This is a genomic window from Ruegeria sp. BC8 (assembly GCF_056535705.1).
Genome location: NZ_JBQFIV010000001.1, coordinates 3,381,117 through 3,398,655 on the forward strand (window position 1 = coordinate 3,381,117; position 17,539 = coordinate 3,398,655).

16 protein-coding genes and 2 pseudogenes are annotated in these 17,539 nt (G+C 64.3%); 13 read left to right on the forward strand and 5 right to left on the reverse strand.

Going from position 1 to position 17,539, the window contains the following annotated elements; genetic code table 11:
- Window positions 1-3: 3 nt before the first annotated feature.
- Together ACR3EK_RS17055 and ACR3EK_RS17060 are read left to right on the forward strand one after the other, a co-directional pair.
- Window positions 4-1,458: an efflux RND transporter periplasmic adaptor subunit gene (locus ACR3EK_RS17055; protein WP_480632377.1), complete on the forward strand. Its 1,455-nt coding sequence runs from the start codon at window positions 4-6 to the stop codon at window positions 1,456-1,458.
- Between the two features lie 5 nt (window positions 1,459-1,463).
- A complete protein-coding gene (locus ACR3EK_RS17060; RefSeq protein ID WP_480633988.1) occupies window positions 1,464-4,865 on the forward strand; it encodes an efflux RND transporter permease subunit in 3,402 nt (1,133 codons plus the stop codon).
- On the opposite strand, the gene ACR3EK_RS17065 is transcribed toward ACR3EK_RS17060, so the two are convergent.
- Both ACR3EK_RS17065 and ACR3EK_RS17070 read right to left on the reverse strand, forming a co-directional pair.
- The gene (locus ACR3EK_RS17065; RefSeq protein ID WP_170365466.1) at window positions 4,832-5,263 is read right to left on the reverse strand and encodes an NUDIX hydrolase; all 432 of its coding nucleotides are present in this window, start codon (window positions 5,261-5,263) and stop codon (window positions 4,832-4,834) included. The genes ACR3EK_RS17060 and ACR3EK_RS17065 overlap by 34 nt on opposite strands.
- Window positions 5,264-5,267: 4 nt before the next feature.
- Entirely contained in the window at window positions 5,268-6,080 is an 813-nt protein-coding gene (locus ACR3EK_RS17070; protein ID WP_170445488.1) for a protein-disulfide reductase DsbD domain-containing protein, read from the reverse strand.
- A gap of 141 nt (window positions 6,081-6,221) precedes the next feature.
- Here ACR3EK_RS17070 and ACR3EK_RS17075 point away from each other — a divergent pair.
- Window positions 6,222-6,775: pseudogene (locus ACR3EK_RS17075) on the forward strand (YqgE/AlgH family protein).
- Here the strand turns inward: ACR3EK_RS17075 and ACR3EK_RS17080 are convergent.
- Window positions 6,776-7,726 (reverse strand): L-threonylcarbamoyladenylate synthase, encoded by a 951-nt coding sequence (locus ACR3EK_RS17080; protein WP_480632378.1) that lies wholly within the window; start codon window positions 7,724-7,726, stop codon window positions 6,776-6,778.
- Between the two features lie 135 nt (window positions 7,727-7,861).
- On the opposite strand from ACR3EK_RS17080, the gene ACR3EK_RS17085 reads away from it, so the two are divergent.
- The 7 genes and pseudogenes from ACR3EK_RS17085 to ACR3EK_RS17115 all read left to right on the forward strand — a co-directional run bounded on the left by ACR3EK_RS17085 (window position 7,862) and on the right by ACR3EK_RS17115 (window position 14,391).
- Window positions 7,862-9,565: an acyl-CoA dehydrogenase gene (locus ACR3EK_RS17085; protein WP_480633989.1), complete on the forward strand. Its 1,704-nt coding sequence runs from the start codon at window positions 7,862-7,864 to the stop codon at window positions 9,563-9,565.
- Window positions 9,565-10,609, forward strand: a pseudogene (locus ACR3EK_RS17090) (MBL fold metallo-hydrolase). The gene ACR3EK_RS17085 and the pseudogene ACR3EK_RS17090 overlap by 1 nt, the downstream one beginning before the upstream one ends.
- Before the next feature lie 4 nt (window positions 10,610-10,613).
- Complete coding sequence (locus ACR3EK_RS17095) at window positions 10,614-11,066, forward strand: DUF6173 family protein (RefSeq protein WP_170342276.1); 453 nt, start codon at window positions 10,614-10,616, stop codon at window positions 11,064-11,066.
- Between the two features lie 64 nt (window positions 11,067-11,130).
- Window positions 11,131-12,969 carry a glycerophosphodiester phosphodiesterase family protein gene (locus ACR3EK_RS17100; RefSeq protein ID WP_480633990.1) on the forward strand — a complete coding sequence of 613 codons (1,839 nt, stop codon included), beginning with the start codon at window positions 11,131-11,133 and terminating at the stop codon, window positions 12,967-12,969.
- Window positions 12,956-13,516 (forward strand): hypothetical protein, encoded by a 561-nt coding sequence (locus tag ACR3EK_RS17105; RefSeq protein ID WP_480632380.1) that lies wholly within the window; start codon window positions 12,956-12,958, stop codon window positions 13,514-13,516. The genes ACR3EK_RS17100 and ACR3EK_RS17105 overlap by 14 nt, the downstream gene beginning before the upstream one ends.
- Before the next feature lie 91 nt (window positions 13,517-13,607).
- Window positions 13,608-13,742, forward strand: coding sequence for an aa3-type cytochrome c oxidase subunit IV (locus ACR3EK_RS17110; protein WP_093963530.1), 135 nt, complete (start codon window positions 13,608-13,610; stop codon window positions 13,740-13,742).
- A 16-nt stretch (window positions 13,743-13,758) separates the two neighbouring features.
- Entirely contained in the window at window positions 13,759-14,391 is a 633-nt protein-coding gene (locus tag ACR3EK_RS17115; protein ID WP_093963529.1) for a hypothetical protein, read from the forward strand.
- On the opposite strand, the gene ACR3EK_RS17120 is transcribed toward ACR3EK_RS17115, so the two are convergent.
- Both ACR3EK_RS17120 and ACR3EK_RS17125 read right to left on the reverse strand, forming a co-directional pair.
- Window positions 14,380-14,712 (reverse strand): AzlD domain-containing protein, encoded by a 333-nt coding sequence (locus ACR3EK_RS17120; RefSeq protein ID WP_170342269.1) that lies wholly within the window; start codon window positions 14,710-14,712, stop codon window positions 14,380-14,382. The genes ACR3EK_RS17115 and ACR3EK_RS17120 overlap by 12 nt on opposite strands.
- Window positions 14,709-15,425, reverse strand: coding sequence for an AzlC family ABC transporter permease (locus tag ACR3EK_RS17125; protein WP_170342980.1), 717 nt, complete (start codon window positions 15,423-15,425; stop codon window positions 14,709-14,711). Before ACR3EK_RS17125 ends, ACR3EK_RS17120 begins: the two co-directional genes overlap by 4 nt.
- On the opposite strand from ACR3EK_RS17125, the gene ACR3EK_RS17130 reads away from it, so the two are divergent.
- The 3 genes from ACR3EK_RS17130 to mobB are packed head-to-tail and all read left to right on the forward strand — an operon-like array spanning window position 15,424 to window position 17,520.
- Window positions 15,424-16,368, forward strand: a complete 945-nt coding sequence (locus ACR3EK_RS17130) for a formate dehydrogenase accessory sulfurtransferase FdhD (RefSeq protein WP_480632381.1) — start codon at window positions 15,424-15,426, stop codon at window positions 16,366-16,368. The two genes, ACR3EK_RS17125 and ACR3EK_RS17130, sit on opposite strands and share 2 nt — an antisense overlap.
- Window positions 16,358-17,014 carry a molybdenum cofactor guanylyltransferase MobA gene (gene mobA, locus ACR3EK_RS17135; protein ID WP_170367600.1) on the forward strand — a complete coding sequence of 219 codons (657 nt, stop codon included), beginning with the start codon at window positions 16,358-16,360 and terminating at the stop codon, window positions 17,012-17,014. Before ACR3EK_RS17130 ends, mobA begins: the two co-directional genes overlap by 11 nt.
- Window positions 17,011-17,520, forward strand: coding sequence for a molybdopterin-guanine dinucleotide biosynthesis protein B (mobB, locus tag ACR3EK_RS17140; protein WP_480633991.1), 510 nt, complete (start codon window positions 17,011-17,013; stop codon window positions 17,518-17,520). Before mobA ends, mobB begins: the two co-directional genes overlap by 4 nt.
- Window positions 17,521-17,539: the final 19 nt, after the last annotated feature.

Genomic DNA, 17,539 nt, shown 5'->3' on the forward strand with positions numbered 1-17,539 from the left:
TCTATGCGATTTCTGCGGCAGAGCCTCATCGGTGTCTTTCTGGCATCCCTGATGCTTGCGCTGTTGATTGTCGCTGCGCAGATGATCACCGGCGCGGTGCAAGAGGTCATGACCCGCGACAACAAACCCCCGCAGGCGCGCGAACGCGTGTTCGCCGTCACGGTTCAGAAGGCCGAGCCACAAACCGCCACCCCCTATTTGGAAGCATTTGGCGAAGTTCAAAGCCGCAGGCGTCTGGAGTTGCGGGCGGCGCTGGGCGGCCGCGTCATCGGGCTGGCGGAAAACTTCGAGGATGGCGGGGTTGTGAGCGCAGGCGAAGTTCTGGTCGAGCTGGACCCGGCCGATGCGCAGGCGGCACTGGACCGGGCGCGGTCGGACCTGCTGGATGCCCAGTTTGAAGAACGCGATGCCGAACGCGCCCTGCTTTTGGCGCAGGATGAATTGAAGGCCGCCGAATCCCAATCGGATTTGCGGGAACGGGCCCTGCAGCGTCAGAAGGATTTGCTGGACCGTGGCGTAGGTGCGACCGCCAGCGTTGAAGAGGCCGAATTGGCCGAGGCCTCGGCCCGGCAAACCGTGTTGTCGCGCCGTATCGCTTTGGCGCAGGCCGAGTCCCGCGTAGATCAGGCGACGACGTTGCTGGCGCGGGCCCGTATCGCTTTGGAATCGGCCGAACGCGATCTGGAAGACATGACCATCCGCGCCCGGTTCGACGGGACGCTGACGGGTGTCACGCTGGTTGAAGGGCGCCTGGTCACGGCCAATGAAAAGCTGGCCGAACTGGTCGACCCGTTTGCTCTGGAGGTCGCGTTCCGCGTTTCGACCGCGCAATACGTGCGGTTGCTGGACGATCAGGGCAAGCTGATCCCGGCACCGGTGACCATCTCGCTTGAGGTGACGGGCACGGACCTGAGCGCCACCGGTCGGATCAGCCGCGACAGCGGGTCGGCCGGCGAGGGCCAGACCGGCCGGTTGATCTATGCCCGGCTTGATGCCGCGCCGGGGTTCAAGCCCGGCGATTTCGTGACCGTTTCGGTCGAGGAACAGCCGCTGGATAATGTCGTGCGTCTCCCGTCTTCGGTTCTGGATGCGCAAGGCACCGTGCTGGTGCTGGGCGACGACGACCGGCTGGAAACGCTCCCGGTCGAGCTGGTACGCCGGCAAGGGGACGAAGTTCTGCTGCGCGGCGCCGGGCTGGAAGGGCGCGAAGTCGTGGTGGGTCGGACCCCGCTGCTGGGGTCGGGGGTCCGCGTGCGCCCGGTTCGCATCGAAGACAGCGCCGCGGTCGAGCCGGACATGGTCGAGCTGACGGACGAGCACCGCGCGCGGTTGGTGGCGCAGGTCGAGGCCAGCGACCGCATGTCCCAGGACGCCAAGACCCGTGTTCTTGCTCAGTTGAGCGAGGCGAAGGTGCCGTCGTCTCTGTTGCGGCGGCTTGAAAACCGGGCCGGGGGATAGGCGCCATGATGCGCGAGATCCCGGGCGCGGCCAGCGGCATCCTCAGCTATTTTACGCGTCACCGGACCATTGCCAACCTTCTGCTGGTGGTCATGCTGGTCCTTGGCGCGGCTTCGGCGCCGAACATGCGGGCGCAGTTCTTTCCAGACGTGATCCTGGAACGGGTCAATGTCAACGTCGAATGGGATGGTGCGGGGCCCGAGGATGTGGACAACGGGATTGTCCAGATCCTTGAACCTGCATTGCTGGCGGTCGAAGGCGTTGCCAGCACCGAGTCGACCTCCCGCGAAGGATCGGCCCGCATCGCGCTGGAATTTGAACCTAACTGGGACATGAGCCGCGCCGTCGAAGAAGTGCGCACCGCGGTCGACAGCGTGACCAACCTGCCGGAGGATGCCGAAGAACCGTCCATCCGGCGTGCCGCTTGGCGAGACCGGGTGACGGATGTTGTCCTCACCGGCCCGATCGAGACCGGGCAGCTGGCCAAATTCACAGATGAGTTGATCAATCGGCTGTTCGCTGCCGGTGTGACGCGGACCACGATCCGCGGCCTTGCCGCCCCACGCATCGTGGTCGAGGTTCCCACCGCGCAGTTGATCGCCAACGACATCACCCTGTCCGAGATCGCCTCGGCGGTTGCGGCCGAGGTCACGGCCAATCCGGCCGGGGACGTGACCGGCGCAAACGCCCGGATCCGCACCGGTGTCGAAAAGCGCACCCCGGAAGAGATCGAGCGCATCGCTTTGCGCACCTATCCGGACGGGTCCAAGCTGGTGGTCGGCGATGTCGCGCAGATCCGGGTCGAGGGCGTTACTCGCAATCGCAGCTATTTCGTGGGCGAGAACCCGGCCATGTCCGTCCGGGTGGACCGGTCGAACCTGGGTGACGCGATCGACATTCAGCACACGGTCGAGGATGTGGTGGCCGAGATGCAGGCGAGCTTGCCGGATGGTATCTCGGTCGAGCTGATCCGTACCCGGGCGCAGGCCATTACCGACCGGTTGGACATTCTGATCGACAACGGGCTGGTCGGGCTGGGCTTGGTGGTGTGCCTGCTGTTCCTGTTCTTGAATGCGCGCATCGCTTTCTGGGTGGCGGCCGGTATCCCGGTTGCGATGTCGGCGGCCATCGCCTTCATGTATATCGGCGGGCTGTCGATCAACATGGTCTCGTTGTTCGGCCTTATCATCACGCTGGGTATCGTGGTGGATGATGCGATCGTAGTGGGGGAACACGCCGATTTCCGGGCCCGCCGGCTGGGCGAGCCACCGGTCGTTGCCGCCGAGCGCGCCGCCCGGCGCATGGCGATGCCGGTTTTTGCGGCCACGGTCACGACCGTGATCGCCTTTTTCGGTCTGACCGCCATTGGCGGACGGTTCGGAGAGCTGATCCGGGACATTCCCTTTACGGTGATCGCTGTACTGATCGCCTCGTTGATCGAGTGTTTTCTGATCCTGCCGAACCACATGGCGCATGCCATCGCACATTCGGCCAAGGAACACTGGTATGACTGGCCCAACCGGGTTGTGAACAGGGGTTTTCGCTGGGTGCGCGACACTCTTTTCCGACCTTTGGTGGCGTGGGCAATCTGGGCGCGATACGTGGTCGTGGCCCTGATGATCGCCATTCTGGCCAGCCAGATAGCGCTGTTCATCAAGGGCGACGTCAATTGGCGGTTTTTCAACGCGCCCGAGCGGGGCTCGGTCACCGGCAATTTCATCATGGCCGAAGGCGCTACCCGCGCCGACACGATCGAAATGATGCACATTCTGCAGCGCGCCACCGAAGAGCTGGGCCAGATATACGAAGAACGCCACGGTCGCAACCCGATCGACTATGTTCTGGCCGAGATCGGGGGCAGTGCCGGCTATGGTCTGTCCGCCGCCGATGGCAAGGATGGCGATTTGCTGGGCGGTATCTCGATCGAGCTGATCGATGCCGACCTGCGACCTTATTCCAGCTTTGAATTCGTGGGCGAGCTGCAGGAATTCGTTCCGCGCCATCCCAAGGTCGAATTGCTGACGTTCCGCGGCTGGCGCTCGGGTCCGGGTGGTGATGCCATCGACGTGCAGCTTTTCGGCGCGGACGTGAACACACTGAAATCCGCGTCCGAGGCCCTGCAGGCGGAACTGTCGAAATACCCCGAGGTTTCAGCGCTGGAAGACAATCTGGCCTATGACAAGGAAGAATACATTCTGGATCTGACGGCACAGGGTGAGGCGTTGGGTTTCCGCATCGAGACATTGGGCAGGGTTCTGCGTCACCGTTTGAACGGGATCGAGGCGGCGACATTCCCCGACGGTCCTCGCAGCGCCGAGATCCGGGTCGAACTGCCCGAAGGCGAGCTGACCGCAGATTTCCTGGAACGCACGTTGATGCGGTCACCGGACGGGGTCTATGTCCCGCTGGCTGACATCGTCTCGGTCAAGCGCGAGTCGGGGTTCTCGACGGTGCGCCGGGAAAATGGCCTGCGGGTGATCGCAGTGAACGGGGACATATCCGAGGATGACCCGGCCCAGGCCGCGGAAATCACCCGCGCCATGCGCGAGGAAGTCCTGCCTGATATCGCCGCCGAGTATCAGGTCGAGTGGCGCATGGCCGGTCTGAGCGAACAGGAGGACGAGTTCCTGACCGAGGCGCGTACCGGTCTGATCCTGTGCCTGACCGGAATCTACCTTGTTCTGGCGTGGATCTTCGCCAGTTGGACAAGGCCGCTTGTGGTGATGGCGATCATTCCCTTTGGACTGGTCGGCACCATCTGGGGGCATTACATCTGGGGCGTTCCGCTAAGCATGTTCACGGTCGTCGGCCTGTTGGGCATGACCGGGATCATCATCAATGATTCGATCGTTTTGATAACGACCATTGATGGGTATCAGCAGGATCGCGGGCTGGTGCCCTCGATCATAGAAGGCACCGCTGACCGGTTGCGGCCGGTGATGCTGACCACGCTGACGACGGTGATGGGGCTGGCCCCGTTGCTGTACGAAGGGTCGCAGCAGGCGCAATTCCTCAAACCCACGGTGATCACGCTTGTCTACGGGCTCGGGTTCGGCATGGTGCTGGTGCTGCTCCTGGTTCCCGCGTTGCTGGCGATCCTGAGTGATATTTCTCGCCCGATGACTGCGATGCGCCGCGCCTTGCGGGCGCCAGACAAGGTGGTCCGGGTCGCGGCCGCGGGGACGGGCGGGGCGATGTTCCTCTGGCTGCTGGTCACGATGGTCTGGCCGGTTATGGCCGGCGCGCCGCTGGGTGTGCTGTCCGGGCTGTACGGCGGCGAGGACGGTCTGGCGTTGCTGAGAATGGGGCTGGGAGCGTTCGCGGCCGGTGCGGTTGCCATTCTGGCCGTCAGCCTGATCGTGTCCGGGGCGCTTTATGTCAGGCTTTCATCCCGGGCCAGTGCCTGAGACAGAAGGTCGGGCACCCGGGCGCTCATGGCAAGGCCGCGGTCCAGCACCTGCCGGATTGGAAACCAACGCGCATCCTGCGCATCATCCGCTGCGACCGGAGTGCCGGATCCGAAGCGGCAGGACACGCCGACCAGCAAATAGTGGGCGGTGATCTGTCCGGCCGAATCCCGGACCAGCAGATCAAGGTTGCCCAGATATGCCTGCGGGGTTGCTTCGATACCGGTTTCTTCCATCAACTCGCGCGCGGCGGCCTGCAAGACGGTTTCGCCCCACTCCACATGGCCGCCCGGAAATCCCCAGAGACCGGCATCGGGGGCCTTGCTGCGTTGCACCAGCAGGACATGGCCCTGATCTACGACAACCGCCAGTGCGCCGATCCGGGGAACCTGCTGCATCCGCTCAGCCCGCGCTGCAGCCCAGAATGTCGACCGCGTGTTTGGTCCCCAGAACCGTGATCCGCACGGCGGACCGGTCCAGCGCAAAGGGCTGACCGTCTGGGCTGATCACCTCGGACGTGGCGGTCAGCCGGTTGCCTTGCCGCTTGGTTTCAGTCTGCGAGGCCCACAGGGCCGGGTTCCCCGGTTCGATCACCGCAAGTTCGGCGCCACCGGCCGAGGGCATGTCGATCTGTACCTGAACCTGCAAACCGTCCGCGGTCGGGCTCAGGCGACAGGCCGCGCTGGTAACGCCAGCCTCGCGTGCAGAGAAGGGCCGTTGCGCCAGCGCAGCCGCAATCGCCGGATTTCTTGCTGCGCCGGCGTCCAGTTCGTGGTCAAATTTCAGCGATGCGGGAATGCAGACATCCTTGCACACTCCCAGATCGACCTCGCCGCGCAACCGGACCGGTTTGGATGCGTCCTTGGGCGTAATCCGAACCGGCAACACCAGCTGGGTTTCATAGCCGATGGACTTCAGGCCGTTCTGGTCAAAGACATGCGGCGTGGGCCAGGTGATCGCAACCGCGCCGACATTGCCGGAGCGGCGCCAGTCGAATTCAGGCGGAATGCCGGCGTCACCGGGGGCCCGCCAATAGGTCTTCCATCCGGGTTCCAGATCCAACCGGATCGCGGTGAGATAGGTTCCATCCTCGGATTGGCCGCCATCGATCACGTCCAGCCGGACGATCGAGTCGATCGATTGCCCCTGCGCAGGTGCGGCCAGGGCCAGACAAGCTGAAACAACGGTCAGGACGGGTTTGAACAGCGATCTCATGATCCATACATGCGACTTGCGGGCAGGTTTGCCAAGTCACGTTCTGGTCACCGGCAGAAATCGCGGGATTTCAGGCGTGATCCCTTGCCAATCCGGGTTCCGCAAGGTCATTGTAAGGGAATAAGCCGCACGAGTTTTTTGATGGATCTGACTGGAAAACTGTTGATTGCGATGCCCGGCATGGGCGATCCGCGCTTTGATCATTCAGTGGTGTATCTGTGCAGCCACGGCGATGACGGCGCGATGGGTCTGATCGTGAACAAACCGTCGGATTTGCGGATCAAGACGCTGCTTGAACAGTTGAACATCGCGTGCCGCATCCCGGTTGTCGGAGAACGCCTTGTGCATTTTGGTGGTCCCGTCGAATTGTCCCGGGGGTTTGTGCTGCACAGCGCGGACTACGACGCAAATCTGCATTCGCTGCACGTGGCCGGCGATTTCAGCATGACAGCGACGCTGGACGTGCTCGAAGATATCGCTTCTGGCAAGGGGCCGCTGAACTCGATGCTGATGCTGGGCTATTCGGGATGGGGGCCGGGGCAGCTGGAAGATGAGATCGCGGCCAATGGCTGGTTGACGACCGATGCCACATCGAAACTGGTTTTGACGTTGCCGACGACGAAAAGTGGGAGGCCGCCTTGGCTACGCTGGGTGTCGATCCGCTGACGCTGTCGGCCAGCGCCGGTCGGGCCTGATCAGGAATTGCGCGGCGCCGCGGCCCGGCGCAGGCGGTCGTTGATGGCCGCCCCCACGCCCTCGGAAGGGATCGGGCTGACGGCAATCGGCCGCCCCGTACCGTCCAGCTCGTGCAGATACGCAAACAGGTTTGCCGCCGCTTCGATCAGGTCACCCCTGGCAGACAGGTTGCGGTCGCAATCGACATTGCCAAATCCCAGCAGCAGCTCGTCCCCGCGCCGCTCGCTGGCGTTCAGCCGCACCGGTGCTTCCGGAGCATAATGTGACAGCAACTGCCCCGGAGCGGTCAGCAGATCTCCGGGCTTGTGGCGGGTCAGGCGCGTGCCAAGAACTGTTTCGATCTGCTCCAGAGCGACACCGCCGGGCCGCAGCAAAGCGGGGCTGCCGGCCAAGCCCACGATGGTCGATTCCAACCCGACTGAACAGGGTCCGTCATCCAGTACGGCGGCGATCCGACCGTCCAGACCGGCGCGCACATGCGCCGCAGTGGTCGGGCTGATCCGACCGGAGGGGTTTGCCGATGGGGCAGCGACGGGTCCGTCAACTGCGTTCAGCAATGCGCGCGCGGTTGGGTGGGCGGGCACCCGCACGGCCAGCGTCTCCAGTCCCGCCGTCACCAGCGAGGACACGCCATGCCCTGCGCGCAGCGGCAGCACCAGTGTCAGCGGACCGGGCCAGAACGCAGCTGCCAGTTGTTCGGCATTGTCCGACCACTCGACATAGCGTTTGGCGGCCTCGACCGAGGCGACATGCGCGATAAGCGGGTTGAAACTGGGTCGTCCCTTGGCGGCGTAGATCGCGGCGACTGCCTCGCCGTTGCGGGCGTCGCCGCCCAGCCCGTAGACGGTCTCGGTCGGGAAGGCGACCAGCAGTCCCTGACGCAGCAGGTCGGCCGCGGCTGCAATCCCGGCGGGATCAGCATCCAGATATTGCGTGCTGTTGGGGATCATGGGTGGTGACGCGGCGTTTTGGTTGCTTGCAACAGGGGGACGGATAGGTAATCGAACAAGCTTAAATGAATACCGGCGCGGGCCATGGATTCCAAGCCCGCCATTGCGACCGACACACGATTTCCGGGGGAAACCATGCCATATCGCGCTCCTGTCACTGATTACGAGTTCCTGATGGACAAGGTGGTGGGGTTCAAGGACGTCGCCGCGACCGAGAAATTCGCCGAGGCCACCCCGGACGTGGTCAGCGCCATTCTGTCCGAGGCCGGCAAGATGTGCGAAGAGGTGATGGCCCCCCTGCAGCGCCCCGGCGATCTGCACCCCGCGCGACTGGAAAACGGGGTTCTGCGGACCTCGCCCGGCTATGCCGATGGCTGGAAGGCGATCGCCGAGGGTGGCTGGATCGGCATGAGCGGTGACCCCGAATACGGCGGCATGGGCCTGCCCATGACCGTGACCACCGCCGTCAACGAGATGATGAGCGCCGCCTGTCTGTCGCTGCAGCTGGCCCCGTTGATGAGCCAGGGTCAGATCGAGGCGCTGGAACACCACGCCAGCGAAGAGCTCAAGGCGCTGTACCTGCCCAAACTGATGTCGGGCGAATGGTCGGGCACGATGAACCTGACCGAACCGCAGGCCGGGTCTGACGTCGGCGCGCTGACGTCCAAGGCCGAACCCAACGGCGATGGTACCTATGCGATCACCGGGCAGAAGATCTACATCTCGTGGGGCGACAATGATTTCTGCGAGAATGTCTGCCACCTGGTTCTGGCCCGTCTGCCCGATGGCGCGCCGGGGACCAAGGGGATTTCCCTGTTCCTGGTGCCCAAGTTCATCCCCGATGAAAACGGTAATCCGGGCGTGGCGAATGACCTGAAGGTGGTGTCGTTGGAACACAAGATGGGACTGCATGGCTCGCCCACCTGCGTGATGCAGTATGACGGCGCCAAGGGCTGGCTGGTGGGCCAGGAACACAAGGGCATGGCCGCCATGTTCACGATGATGAACAACGCGCGCCTCGGCGTCGGCGGGCAGGGCGTGGGCGCGGCCGAGGGCTCCTATCAGCACGCGTTGGCCTATGCTCTGGAACGCAAGCAGGGCAAGACGCCTTCGGGCACGATCATCGATCATGCCGATGTGCGCCGGATGCTGATGGACATGCGGGCCGACCTGTTCGCCGCCCGTGCGATCATGCTGGCCAATGCCGCGGCCATCGACATGGCCAAGGCCACCGACAACGCCGACTGGGCCGCGCGGGCGGCCCTGCTGACCCCGATCTGCAAGGCTTTCGGCACCCAGACCGGCATGCGCGTGGCCGAGACCGGCCTGCAGGTGCATGGCGGCATGGGGTATGTCGAGGAAACCGGCGCCGCGCAGTATTACCGCGATGTTCGCGTCACCGCGATCTACGAGGGGACCAACGGCATTCAGGCCATGGACCTTGTCGGCCGCAAGATGATGGACGGGGGCGAAGCCGCCGCCCGCCTGCTGGACGAGATCGAAGATCATGCCGAGCGCGCCCGCGCCACCGTGCCCGAGCTGGCCGGCCCGGTATGGGAGGCGACTGAATCCCTGCGCGAGGCGACCGAGTGGCTGGTGGCGCAAGAGGACATGAACAATCGCTTTGCCGGGGCCGTGGCCTATCTGAACGCCTTTGCCCGCGTGCTGGGTGCGCATTACCACCTGATCGCCGCTTTGGCCGATCCGGATGGTCCGCGCGCCAAGCTGGCGCGGTACTACATCACCGCGCGCCTGCCGGAATACGCGGGCCTGCTGGATCAGGCGCAGATCGGTGCCAAAGACCTGTTCGCGCTCAGCGCCGACGAACTGGCCGCGTGATGGACGGCGCGCGGCCTCCGGCGTTTCGCCATCCCTGGCCCGAGCCGCCCGCGCCCGGACAAGCCACCGAGATCGCCGAGGGCGTGCTTTGGATGCGCCTGCCGCTGCCGATGGCGCTGGACCACGTCAATGTCTACGCGCTGGATGACGGCGATGGCTGGACGGTGATCGACACCGGGATTTCATCGAAAAAGACGCGCGGCCTGTGGTCCGACCTGATGGCCGGGCCGCTTGCGGGCAAGCCGGTGACCCGGGTGGTGGTTACGCATCACCACCCCGACCACGTCGGAAATGCCGGGTGGTTCCAGTCGGAGCACGGCGCCGATCTGGTTTCGAGCCGTACCGCATGGCTGTTTGCGCGAATGCTGACGCTGGACGTGCAGGAGAGCTGGCCGGAAGAGACGCTGGAATTCTACCGCAGCGCCGGCATGGCCCCGAGATCCTGGCCAAGCGCATGTCCGAGCGGCCCTTCAATTTTGCCGACACGGTCTATCCGATGCCTCTGGGCTTTGTCCGCATCAAGCAGGGCGACGTGATCCGTATGGGCGGGCGGGACTGGGACGTGCATATGGGCAATGGCCATGCCCCGAACACGCCACGTTCTGGAGCCGCGACGACAACCTGGTGATCTCGGGCGACCAGATCCTCAGTTCGATCAGCCCGAACCTGGGCGTCTATGCCACCGAGCCGATGGCTGACCCGGTGTCCGACTGGCTGGAGGCCTGTGAGCGCCTGCAACAGCTGGCACGGCCCGATCAGGTGGTGTTGCCGGGCCACAAGCTGCCCTTCATCGGCCTGCCGATCCGCATGAAGCAACTGATCGAGAACCATCACGGCGCTCTTGCACGCCTGCTGGACGATCTGGACGCGCCCAAGGCGGCCTCGGATTGTTTCGTGACCCTGTTCAAACGTCCGATCCGCGACGGCGAATACGGTCTTGCGCTGGTCGAAGCGGTTGCGCATCTGAACCAACTTTATCACACTGGAGCCGTGACCCGGGCGCGCCGTGAGGACGGCGCATGGGTGTATCAGCGCAAAGGTTGAGACGATGCAGGACAAGATCGAAACCTCGGCCGAGGCCGCCGAAGCGGCGGCTCTGCCCCGGTGCTATGAGGTTCATGCTGACCCGGACAGCACGTCGGGCACCAAGGATCTGCCCGAACCCCTGCGCCAGCCGGTCGACAGCAAAAGCCCCGCCCAATGGGCGTATGAGCGGCTGATCCTGTACATCCAGAACTTCGAGCAGACCCTCGATGCCGATCACGAGGTCGCCATGGGCTTTACCGGCGGTGACGCCGGGGTGATGCGGATCGAGGGGATGGGATATTTTGACCCCGACGTGATCACCTTCTACGGCTCGGACGGTTCGGGCGCACGCACCCAGCTGGTGCAGCATGTCAGCCAGCTGAACGTCATGCTGCGCGCCCTGCCCAAAACGGTCGAGGACAAGCCCGCCAACCGGATCGGCTTTCGCCTGGCCGCCAAGCTTGAGGAAAGCTGAGCGTCACGCTTGCAATTCACATCTGCGCGGCCTTGAATGAATTCAGCATTCAAAGGGGGCCGGCGTGTCACATTTCTCAACCGTAACAGATGCCTATCTCGGGGCCTGGGTCCGACGCCGGACCTTTGTTCCCATCTATCTGGCGGTGCGTCTGCTGCTCATCGCGCTGATCGCACCCGGCGTGGCCTTCACCGTGAACCTGGCGGTGATGCTGTCCGATCAAACTGCGCTGACCGATCAGGACATCGCCATGTTCATCCTGTCGCCGGTTGGCTTCGTGGCGGCGGTGGTCATTCTGGGCCTGTTCCTGTTGGCCGAGGTGTTCGTCTTTTCGGTCATGGCCGGATCGCTCAGGATGGGCGAGAGCGACCCGTGGCGGGCCGGCGGGTCGGCGCTGCGATTGATCCTGTCGCGCCTGCCGACGCTGTTTTCCTTCGCGGTGCGCTTCATTCTGCGGGTGCTTGTTCTAGCGGTGCCTTTCGTGGCGGTCGCGGGCCTGATCGCGTGGTGGACGCTGACCGAATACGACATCAACTATTACCTGACCTTCCATCCGCCCGCCTTCCAGGTGGCCGTCGCGCTGATCGGGCTGGTGGTGCTGGCGTTGGCCTGGGTGCTGATCCGCCGCCTGTCGGCCTGGGCGCTCGCCCTGCATCTGGTGCTGTTCGAGGGAATTGCGCCTTCGGACGCCTTCGCCGAAAGCGCCCGCCGAATGGAGGGCAAACGCGGCCGGTTGAAGATCGAACTGGCACGGTGGCTGGCCATACGTCTGGCGATTGCTGCGCTGATTGCCGCCGTGGCCAGCCTGTTGTTCCACCTTGTACCTCTCGAACAGGGCACGAACCTGCGGTTTGCCCTGACGCTCAGCCTGCTGGTGGCCGGGCTGTGGTCTCTGGCCGGATTGGTGCTGGCGGCTGTGGCGCTGGGCGCGCTGGCGGTTCTGCTGGATGGGTTTTTTGAACCTCGCGCGGCAGAGCTTCCCCATCCCGAAGCCGGAAATCTGCGCGCCCCGGTTCTGGTGACCGTTGCCGCGGCAATCGTGGCCCTGCTGGCCGGGATCTGGTTCAGCCAGGACGTCCTGGACCAGATATCGGCACCCGATCATGCCGACGTGATCGGCCACCGGGGCGCGGCGGCGCTGCGGCCGGAAAACACGATGGCTGCGGTGCTGAAGGCCATCGAAGACGGGGCCGACTGGGTCGAGATCGACGTACAAGAAAGCGCCGACGGCGAGGTGATCGTGGCCCATGACAGCGACTTCATGAAGCTGGGCGGGGTCAATCTGAAGGTCTGGGATGCCACGATGGAGGATGTGGCGCAGATCGATATCGGCAGCTGGTTCGACCCCGAATATGCCGATCAGCGCACTCCGACCCTGCGTGAGGTTCTGAAGGCAGCGAAGGGCAAATCCAAGGTCATCATCGAACTGAAATACTATGGCCATGATGTCGACCTTGAAAACCGCGTGGCTGCCATCGTCGAAGAATTCGGGATGGAGCAGGACATCGCCACGATGTCGCTCAAATACCCGGCGGTGCAGAAGATGAAAGCGTTGCGCCCGGACTGGCGCGCCGGCGTTCTGGCTGCCACGGCGGTGGGCGATCTGACCGGGCTGGAGGGCGATTTCGTCGCGGTGAATGCCGGGATGGTCACGCCCGGGCTGATCCGCTCGGTCCATGATGCAGGCAAGGATATCTATGTCTGGACGGTGAATGACCCGCTGCAGATGTCGTCGATGGCCTCGATGGGTGTCGACGGTCTGATCACCGACCGCCCCGCCATGGCGCGTGAAGTGCTGCGTGTCCGCGCGGAAATGGAACCGGGCGAGCGCTTGCTGCTGTGGCTGGCCACGACCTTCGGCCTGTCGGTCGATACCGAGGCGATGCGCGATGAAAGCCCCTAGCTTCGGTCTTTTGCTCGCCTGCCTTGCCGGGTCGGCTTCGGCGCAGGATCTGATGCGCGGCGTCGAGATGCCCGCGCATCGGGCTTTGATCGCGCAATCGGTTGGGCAACCATTGAGCGCGTTTGAAACCGATGGCTGCTCGGGGGGCATGTCGTCCAGCTGGCGGCTGGTGGCAGATACCTTTCCCAGATTTCGCGCCGTTTACGAAAGCCACCCGCCGTGGGAATCCTGCTGCGTGACTCATGATCGCGCGTATCACACCGCCGGGGGCGCCACGTCCGCCGACGCCAGTTTTGACGCCCGGCTGGAGGCTGACCGCGCCCTGCGCGCCTGCGTCAAGGAATTCGGAGCCGTGCATGCGCAGGACTATGCCACGCAGTACGACATGACGCCCGAGCAGGTGACGTCGGCCATGTCGATCACCGCCGAGGCGATGTTCATGGCCGTCCGATTCGGAGGTGGCCCCTGCACCGGCCTGCCGTGGCGGTGGGGCTTTGGGTATCCCGGCTGCTCGGTTTTTGCCACCGATGAGGCTGCGGGCGACTGAACTCGGGCACCTGCGCGCGATTGACGTCGTGACAGGCCGGAAAATATGATTTATCCAAACCGGCAAACACGCGAATTGGGAATCTTTCGAAATGGCTGAACACAAGCACGGCGAGATGGACATCACCGTCCAGACCAAAACCTTCAACGGGTTCATCAAATTCACCACCTACAGCGTCGTGGTGATCTGCTTCATTGCCCTGTTTCTTGCGATCTTCGGGGCATAAGCCGGACTGACGGGTCATGTTTCGCATCTTGATTGCCTGCCTGCTGGCAGTGACCGTCGCAGGCTGTGCCACGTCGCAGCGCCCTCAGGCCGACCAGTCCGAGATCGTTGCGCGATCCTACCGTGACCCGGGGCCCTCAACGCTGACCCTGTACACGATGATCAACACGCGTACGGGGTCTGGCGCGCATACCTCGCTGATGATCAGCGCCAGCGAGCGGGTAATTTTCGACCCCGCCGGGTCGTTCCGCGCCGACGTGGTGCCGATCAAGGATGACGTGCTGTATGGCATCACCCCCGCGGTCGAGCGTGCCTATCGCAGCTCGCACGCACGCGAAACGCATTATGCGCGCATCCAGACCATCCAGGTGACCCCCCAGCAGGCCGAGATCGCCTATCAGCTGGCCAAACAGTCCGGACCGGTTCCGGGCGCCTACTGCGCCAACTCGACGGCTCGGCTGCTGCAGCAGGTTCCCGGGTTCGAGCAGATCCAGACCACCTTCTACCCGGTCAAGTTGTCCGATCAGTTCGGGCAGATTCCGGGGGTCGTCACGACCGAATATCGTGAAAACGACAGCGCCGATCTGCAGGCGGGGCTGGCGGCCAACAACGCCGCGCTCAACCAGCTGGAAGCGGCTTCAACCAACTAGGTACAGCAGACCATACAGCGTGCCGGCCCCGGCAAAGATGGCGGCCAGCACGTTCTTGGTGATCAACCCGACGCTCAGGGCAACCACGGCCGAGGCCATGCGCGGCAGGTCCGGCTGGCCCTCGGTGGCCGTGGGCCACATGACCAGAGGGGCAATCAGGGCCGGCAGGATGGCCACCGCCGTATAGCGTAGATGCCGCAGCAACCATGGCGGCAACGGACGGTCTCCGACAAAGCCGATGAACACGAAGCGCAGGGCATAGCTGCCGATCGCCAGCCCGACGATGATCGTCCAGACCGTTGTCTGATCGGGGGTGGTCATAACGCCACCTTTCTGCGTTCCAGCATCACTTCGGCCTGCGCACCGGCCATCATGCCCGCGCAGCCCGCGATCAGCAGGCCAAGATTGTAGGGGATTGCCACGCATAGCAGCGACACGACGATGGCGACCAGAGCCGCGACCACATGGGCCGGAGTGCGCATCATCGGGCCGATCATGGCCAGAAAGGTGATCGGCAGCGCGAAATCCAGTGCCCAGCTATCCGGGATCTGCGTTCCCAGGTAGGCGCCAATAAAGGTTGCCAGTACCCACATGGGCACCAGCGGCGAAACCGACCCCATGAAATAGGTCATGCGCTGCGGAACCGACATGTCCGGTTCCTTTTCGAACTGGACGATCGAGCAGGCATAGGATTGGTCGACCGTAAGATAGGCGGCAAAGGCCCGTTGCCACAGGGGCGCCGCGCCCAGATAAGGCGTCAAAGACGCTGAATACATGGCCATCCGCAGGTTCACGGCCAGTGCCGAAACCAGAATGATGGCCGTGGGTGTGCCGTCCTGCAGCAGCTGCAGCGATGCAAACTGCGCGGCGCCGGCAAATACGGCTGCGGTGAACACCATGGTCTGCAGAATGCTCAGGCCCGCCTCGGTCGCGAAGACGCCGAACAGGGTGCCGAAGGGCACCGCCACGAAGATGAACGGGGTCCCGTCGCGAAAACCCTGCCAATAGTATGACTTGGATGTGGAGGTTGCCATGGCTAGATCCTATGGTGGTCTGCGCAGCAGTAGCGGGTCAGCGAGAGGGTTGCAATTGGCCACCGAAACCGATCTGTCGGAATACATCATCGCCCCCGATCCCGGCGCGGCGCGGTTGACCCGCGCGGTCGAGGGGGTGGACCAGAACGGTGAGGTCAGCCGCATCTCGGTTGTCGAGGAGCGCCCGCTGACGATCTTCCTCAATTCGCAAGAGATCGTGACGGCCATGACTATCGGCGATTACCCGGAATACCTGGCGCTGGGCTTTTTGCGCAACCAGGGCATGTTGCGCCCCGATGACGAGATCACGCGGGTCGATTACGATGACGATCTGGAAACCGTCGTGGTGCGCACGACCCGCGAAACCTCGTACGAGGACAAGCTGAAGAAAAAGACCCGCACCAGCGGCTGCGCGGTGGGCACGGTGTTCGGCGACATGATGGAGGGGCTGGAGGGCGTGCGCCTGCCGCAGGTTCAGGTGCGCACCTCGTGGCTGTATGATGTGGCGGCCAAGATCAACCGCACGCCGTCGCTGTACCTGCAGGCCGGGGCGATCCACGGCACGGTTCTGTGCCGTGAGAGTCGCCCGCTGGTCTATATGGAGGACGTGGGCCGCCACAACGCGGTGGACAAGATCGCGGGCTGGATGTTGTCCGAAGGCGAGGCGTCCGGCGACAAGATCCTGTACACCACCGGGCGGCTGACCTCGGAAATGGTGATCAAGACGGCGATGATGGGCATCCCGGTTCTGGCTTCGCGGTCCGGCTTTACCGCGTGGGGCGTCGAAATCGCGCGCGAGGTCGGCCTGACCCTGATCGGCCGGATGCGCGGCCAACGTTTCGTCTGCCTGTCGGGCGAAGACCGGCTGCTGCGCGACGCGGACCCGGCCACCGTCCCGGTCGAGGACAGGAAGCATCGAAGGAAAAGCGCCGATGGAAGTTGAAGCATCACGCCCCCTCGGCGTCATACTGGCCGGAGGTCTGGCCACGCGGATGGGCGGCGGAGACAAAGGGTTTCTGCAACTGGGGGGGCAAAGCCTGTTGGCGCATGTGATCGACCGGTTGGCGCCGCAGGTGGCCGGGCTGGCGCTGAACGCCAATGGCGACCCTGCGCGCTTTGCCGATCTTGGCCTGCCGGTCCTGCCGGACAGCATCGCGGGTTACGCCGGGCCGTTAGCGGGCGTTCTGGCCGGGTTGGATTGGGCGGCGGGGCAGGGCGCTGATTGCATCGTCACCGCTGCCGCCGACACGCCGTTCTTTCCGCGCGATCTGGTCGAGCGGCTGACGCGGGCGGCGCAGGGGCAGGCTCATCCGCTGGCTCTGGCCACCACGCCGCGCACCGGTGACGAGGCGCTGAAATCGGGCGGTGGCCGCCGGGTGAACCGGCACCCGACCTTCGGCCTGTGGCCCGTCGCTCTGCGCGACGATCTGCGCGCGGCCCTGACGGACGGGTTGCGCAAGGTGGTCCTGTGGACCGACCGCCATGACGGGCGCGAGGCGCTGTTTCCGGCCGACCCGTTCGATCCGTTCTTCAACGTCAACACGCCCGAAGATCTGATCCGGGCGCAGCACCTGTTGGAGCGGGCATGAGGGTCTACGGCGTCACCGGCTGGAAGAATGCGGGCAAGACCGGGTTGGTCGAGAGGCTGGTTGCCGAGATCACCGGGCGCGGGTTCAGCGTCTCGACCGTCAAACACGCTCACCACGCGGTTGACGTCGACCAGCCGGGCACCGACAGCCACCGCCACCGAACAGCCGGGGCGTCAGAGGTTCTGCTGGCATCCAGCCGCCGCATCGCCGTGATGCAAGAGCTGCGCGGCGCGCCCGAGCCGCTGTTGGACGACCTTCTGGCGCGTCTGTCCCCGGTCGATCTGGTGCTGGTCGAGGGATACAAGCGCGCGCCGCACCCCAAGGTCGAGGCCTTTCGCGCCCAGCCCGGAAACCCGCTGATCGCCGCCGACGATCCGACGATCCGCGCGGTGGCCAGCGACACGCCGCTGGATCTGGACCGTCCGGTTTTTGACTTGAACGACACGCCTGCAATTGCCGATTTCATCCTGGCCGAGGTCGGCTTGGGGCCGCGGCCCAGCCCCTGACCATGCCCGAGGACCGGAC

Bases quoted from the DNA above. Each gene is read 5' to 3' on its own strand.
- ACR3EK_RS17070 (WP_170445488.1), bottom strand. From the start codon at position 6,080: ATGAGATCGCTGTTCAAACCCGTCCTGACCGTTGTTTCAGCTTGTCTG.
- ACR3EK_RS17130 (WP_480632381.1), top strand. From the start codon at position 15,424: ATGGCTAGATCCTATGGTGGTCTGCGCAGCAGTAGCGGGTCAGCGAGA.
- ACR3EK_RS17120 (WP_170342269.1), bottom strand. From the start codon at position 14,712: ATGACCACCCCCGATCAGACAACGGTCTGGACGATCATCGTCGGGCTG.
- mobB (WP_480633991.1), top strand. From the start codon at position 17,011: ATGAGGGTCTACGGCGTCACCGGCTGGAAGAATGCGGGCAAGACCGGG.
- ACR3EK_RS17085 (WP_480633989.1), top strand. From the start codon at position 7,862: ATGCCATATCGCGCTCCTGTCACTGATTACGAGTTCCTGATGGACAAG.
- ACR3EK_RS17110 (WP_093963530.1), top strand. From the start codon at position 13,608: ATGGCTGAACACAAGCACGGCGAGATGGACATCACCGTCCAGACCAAA.
- mobA (WP_170367600.1), top strand. From the start codon at position 16,358: ATGGAAGTTGAAGCATCACGCCCCCTCGGCGTCATACTGGCCGGAGGT.
- ACR3EK_RS17080 (WP_480632378.1), bottom strand. From the start codon at position 7,726: ATGATCCCCAACAGCACGCAATATCTGGATGCTGATCCCGCCGGGATT.
- ACR3EK_RS17105 (WP_480632380.1), top strand. From the start codon at position 12,956: ATGAAAGCCCCTAGCTTCGGTCTTTTGCTCGCCTGCCTTGCCGGGTCG.
- ACR3EK_RS17095 (WP_170342276.1), top strand. From the start codon at position 10,614: ATGCAGGACAAGATCGAAACCTCGGCCGAGGCCGCCGAAGCGGCGGCT.
- ACR3EK_RS17115 (WP_093963529.1), top strand. From the start codon at position 13,759: ATGTTTCGCATCTTGATTGCCTGCCTGCTGGCAGTGACCGTCGCAGGC.
- ACR3EK_RS17055 (WP_480632377.1), top strand. From the start codon at position 4: ATGCGATTTCTGCGGCAGAGCCTCATCGGTGTCTTTCTGGCATCCCTG.
- ACR3EK_RS17060 (WP_480633988.1), top strand. From the start codon at position 1,464: ATGATGCGCGAGATCCCGGGCGCGGCCAGCGGCATCCTCAGCTATTTT.
- ACR3EK_RS17125 (WP_170342980.1), bottom strand. From the start codon at position 15,425: ATGGCAACCTCCACATCCAAGTCATACTATTGGCAGGGTTTTCGCGAC.
- ACR3EK_RS17065 (WP_170365466.1), bottom strand. From the start codon at position 5,263: ATGCAGCAGGTTCCCCGGATCGGCGCACTGGCGGTTGTCGTAGATCAG.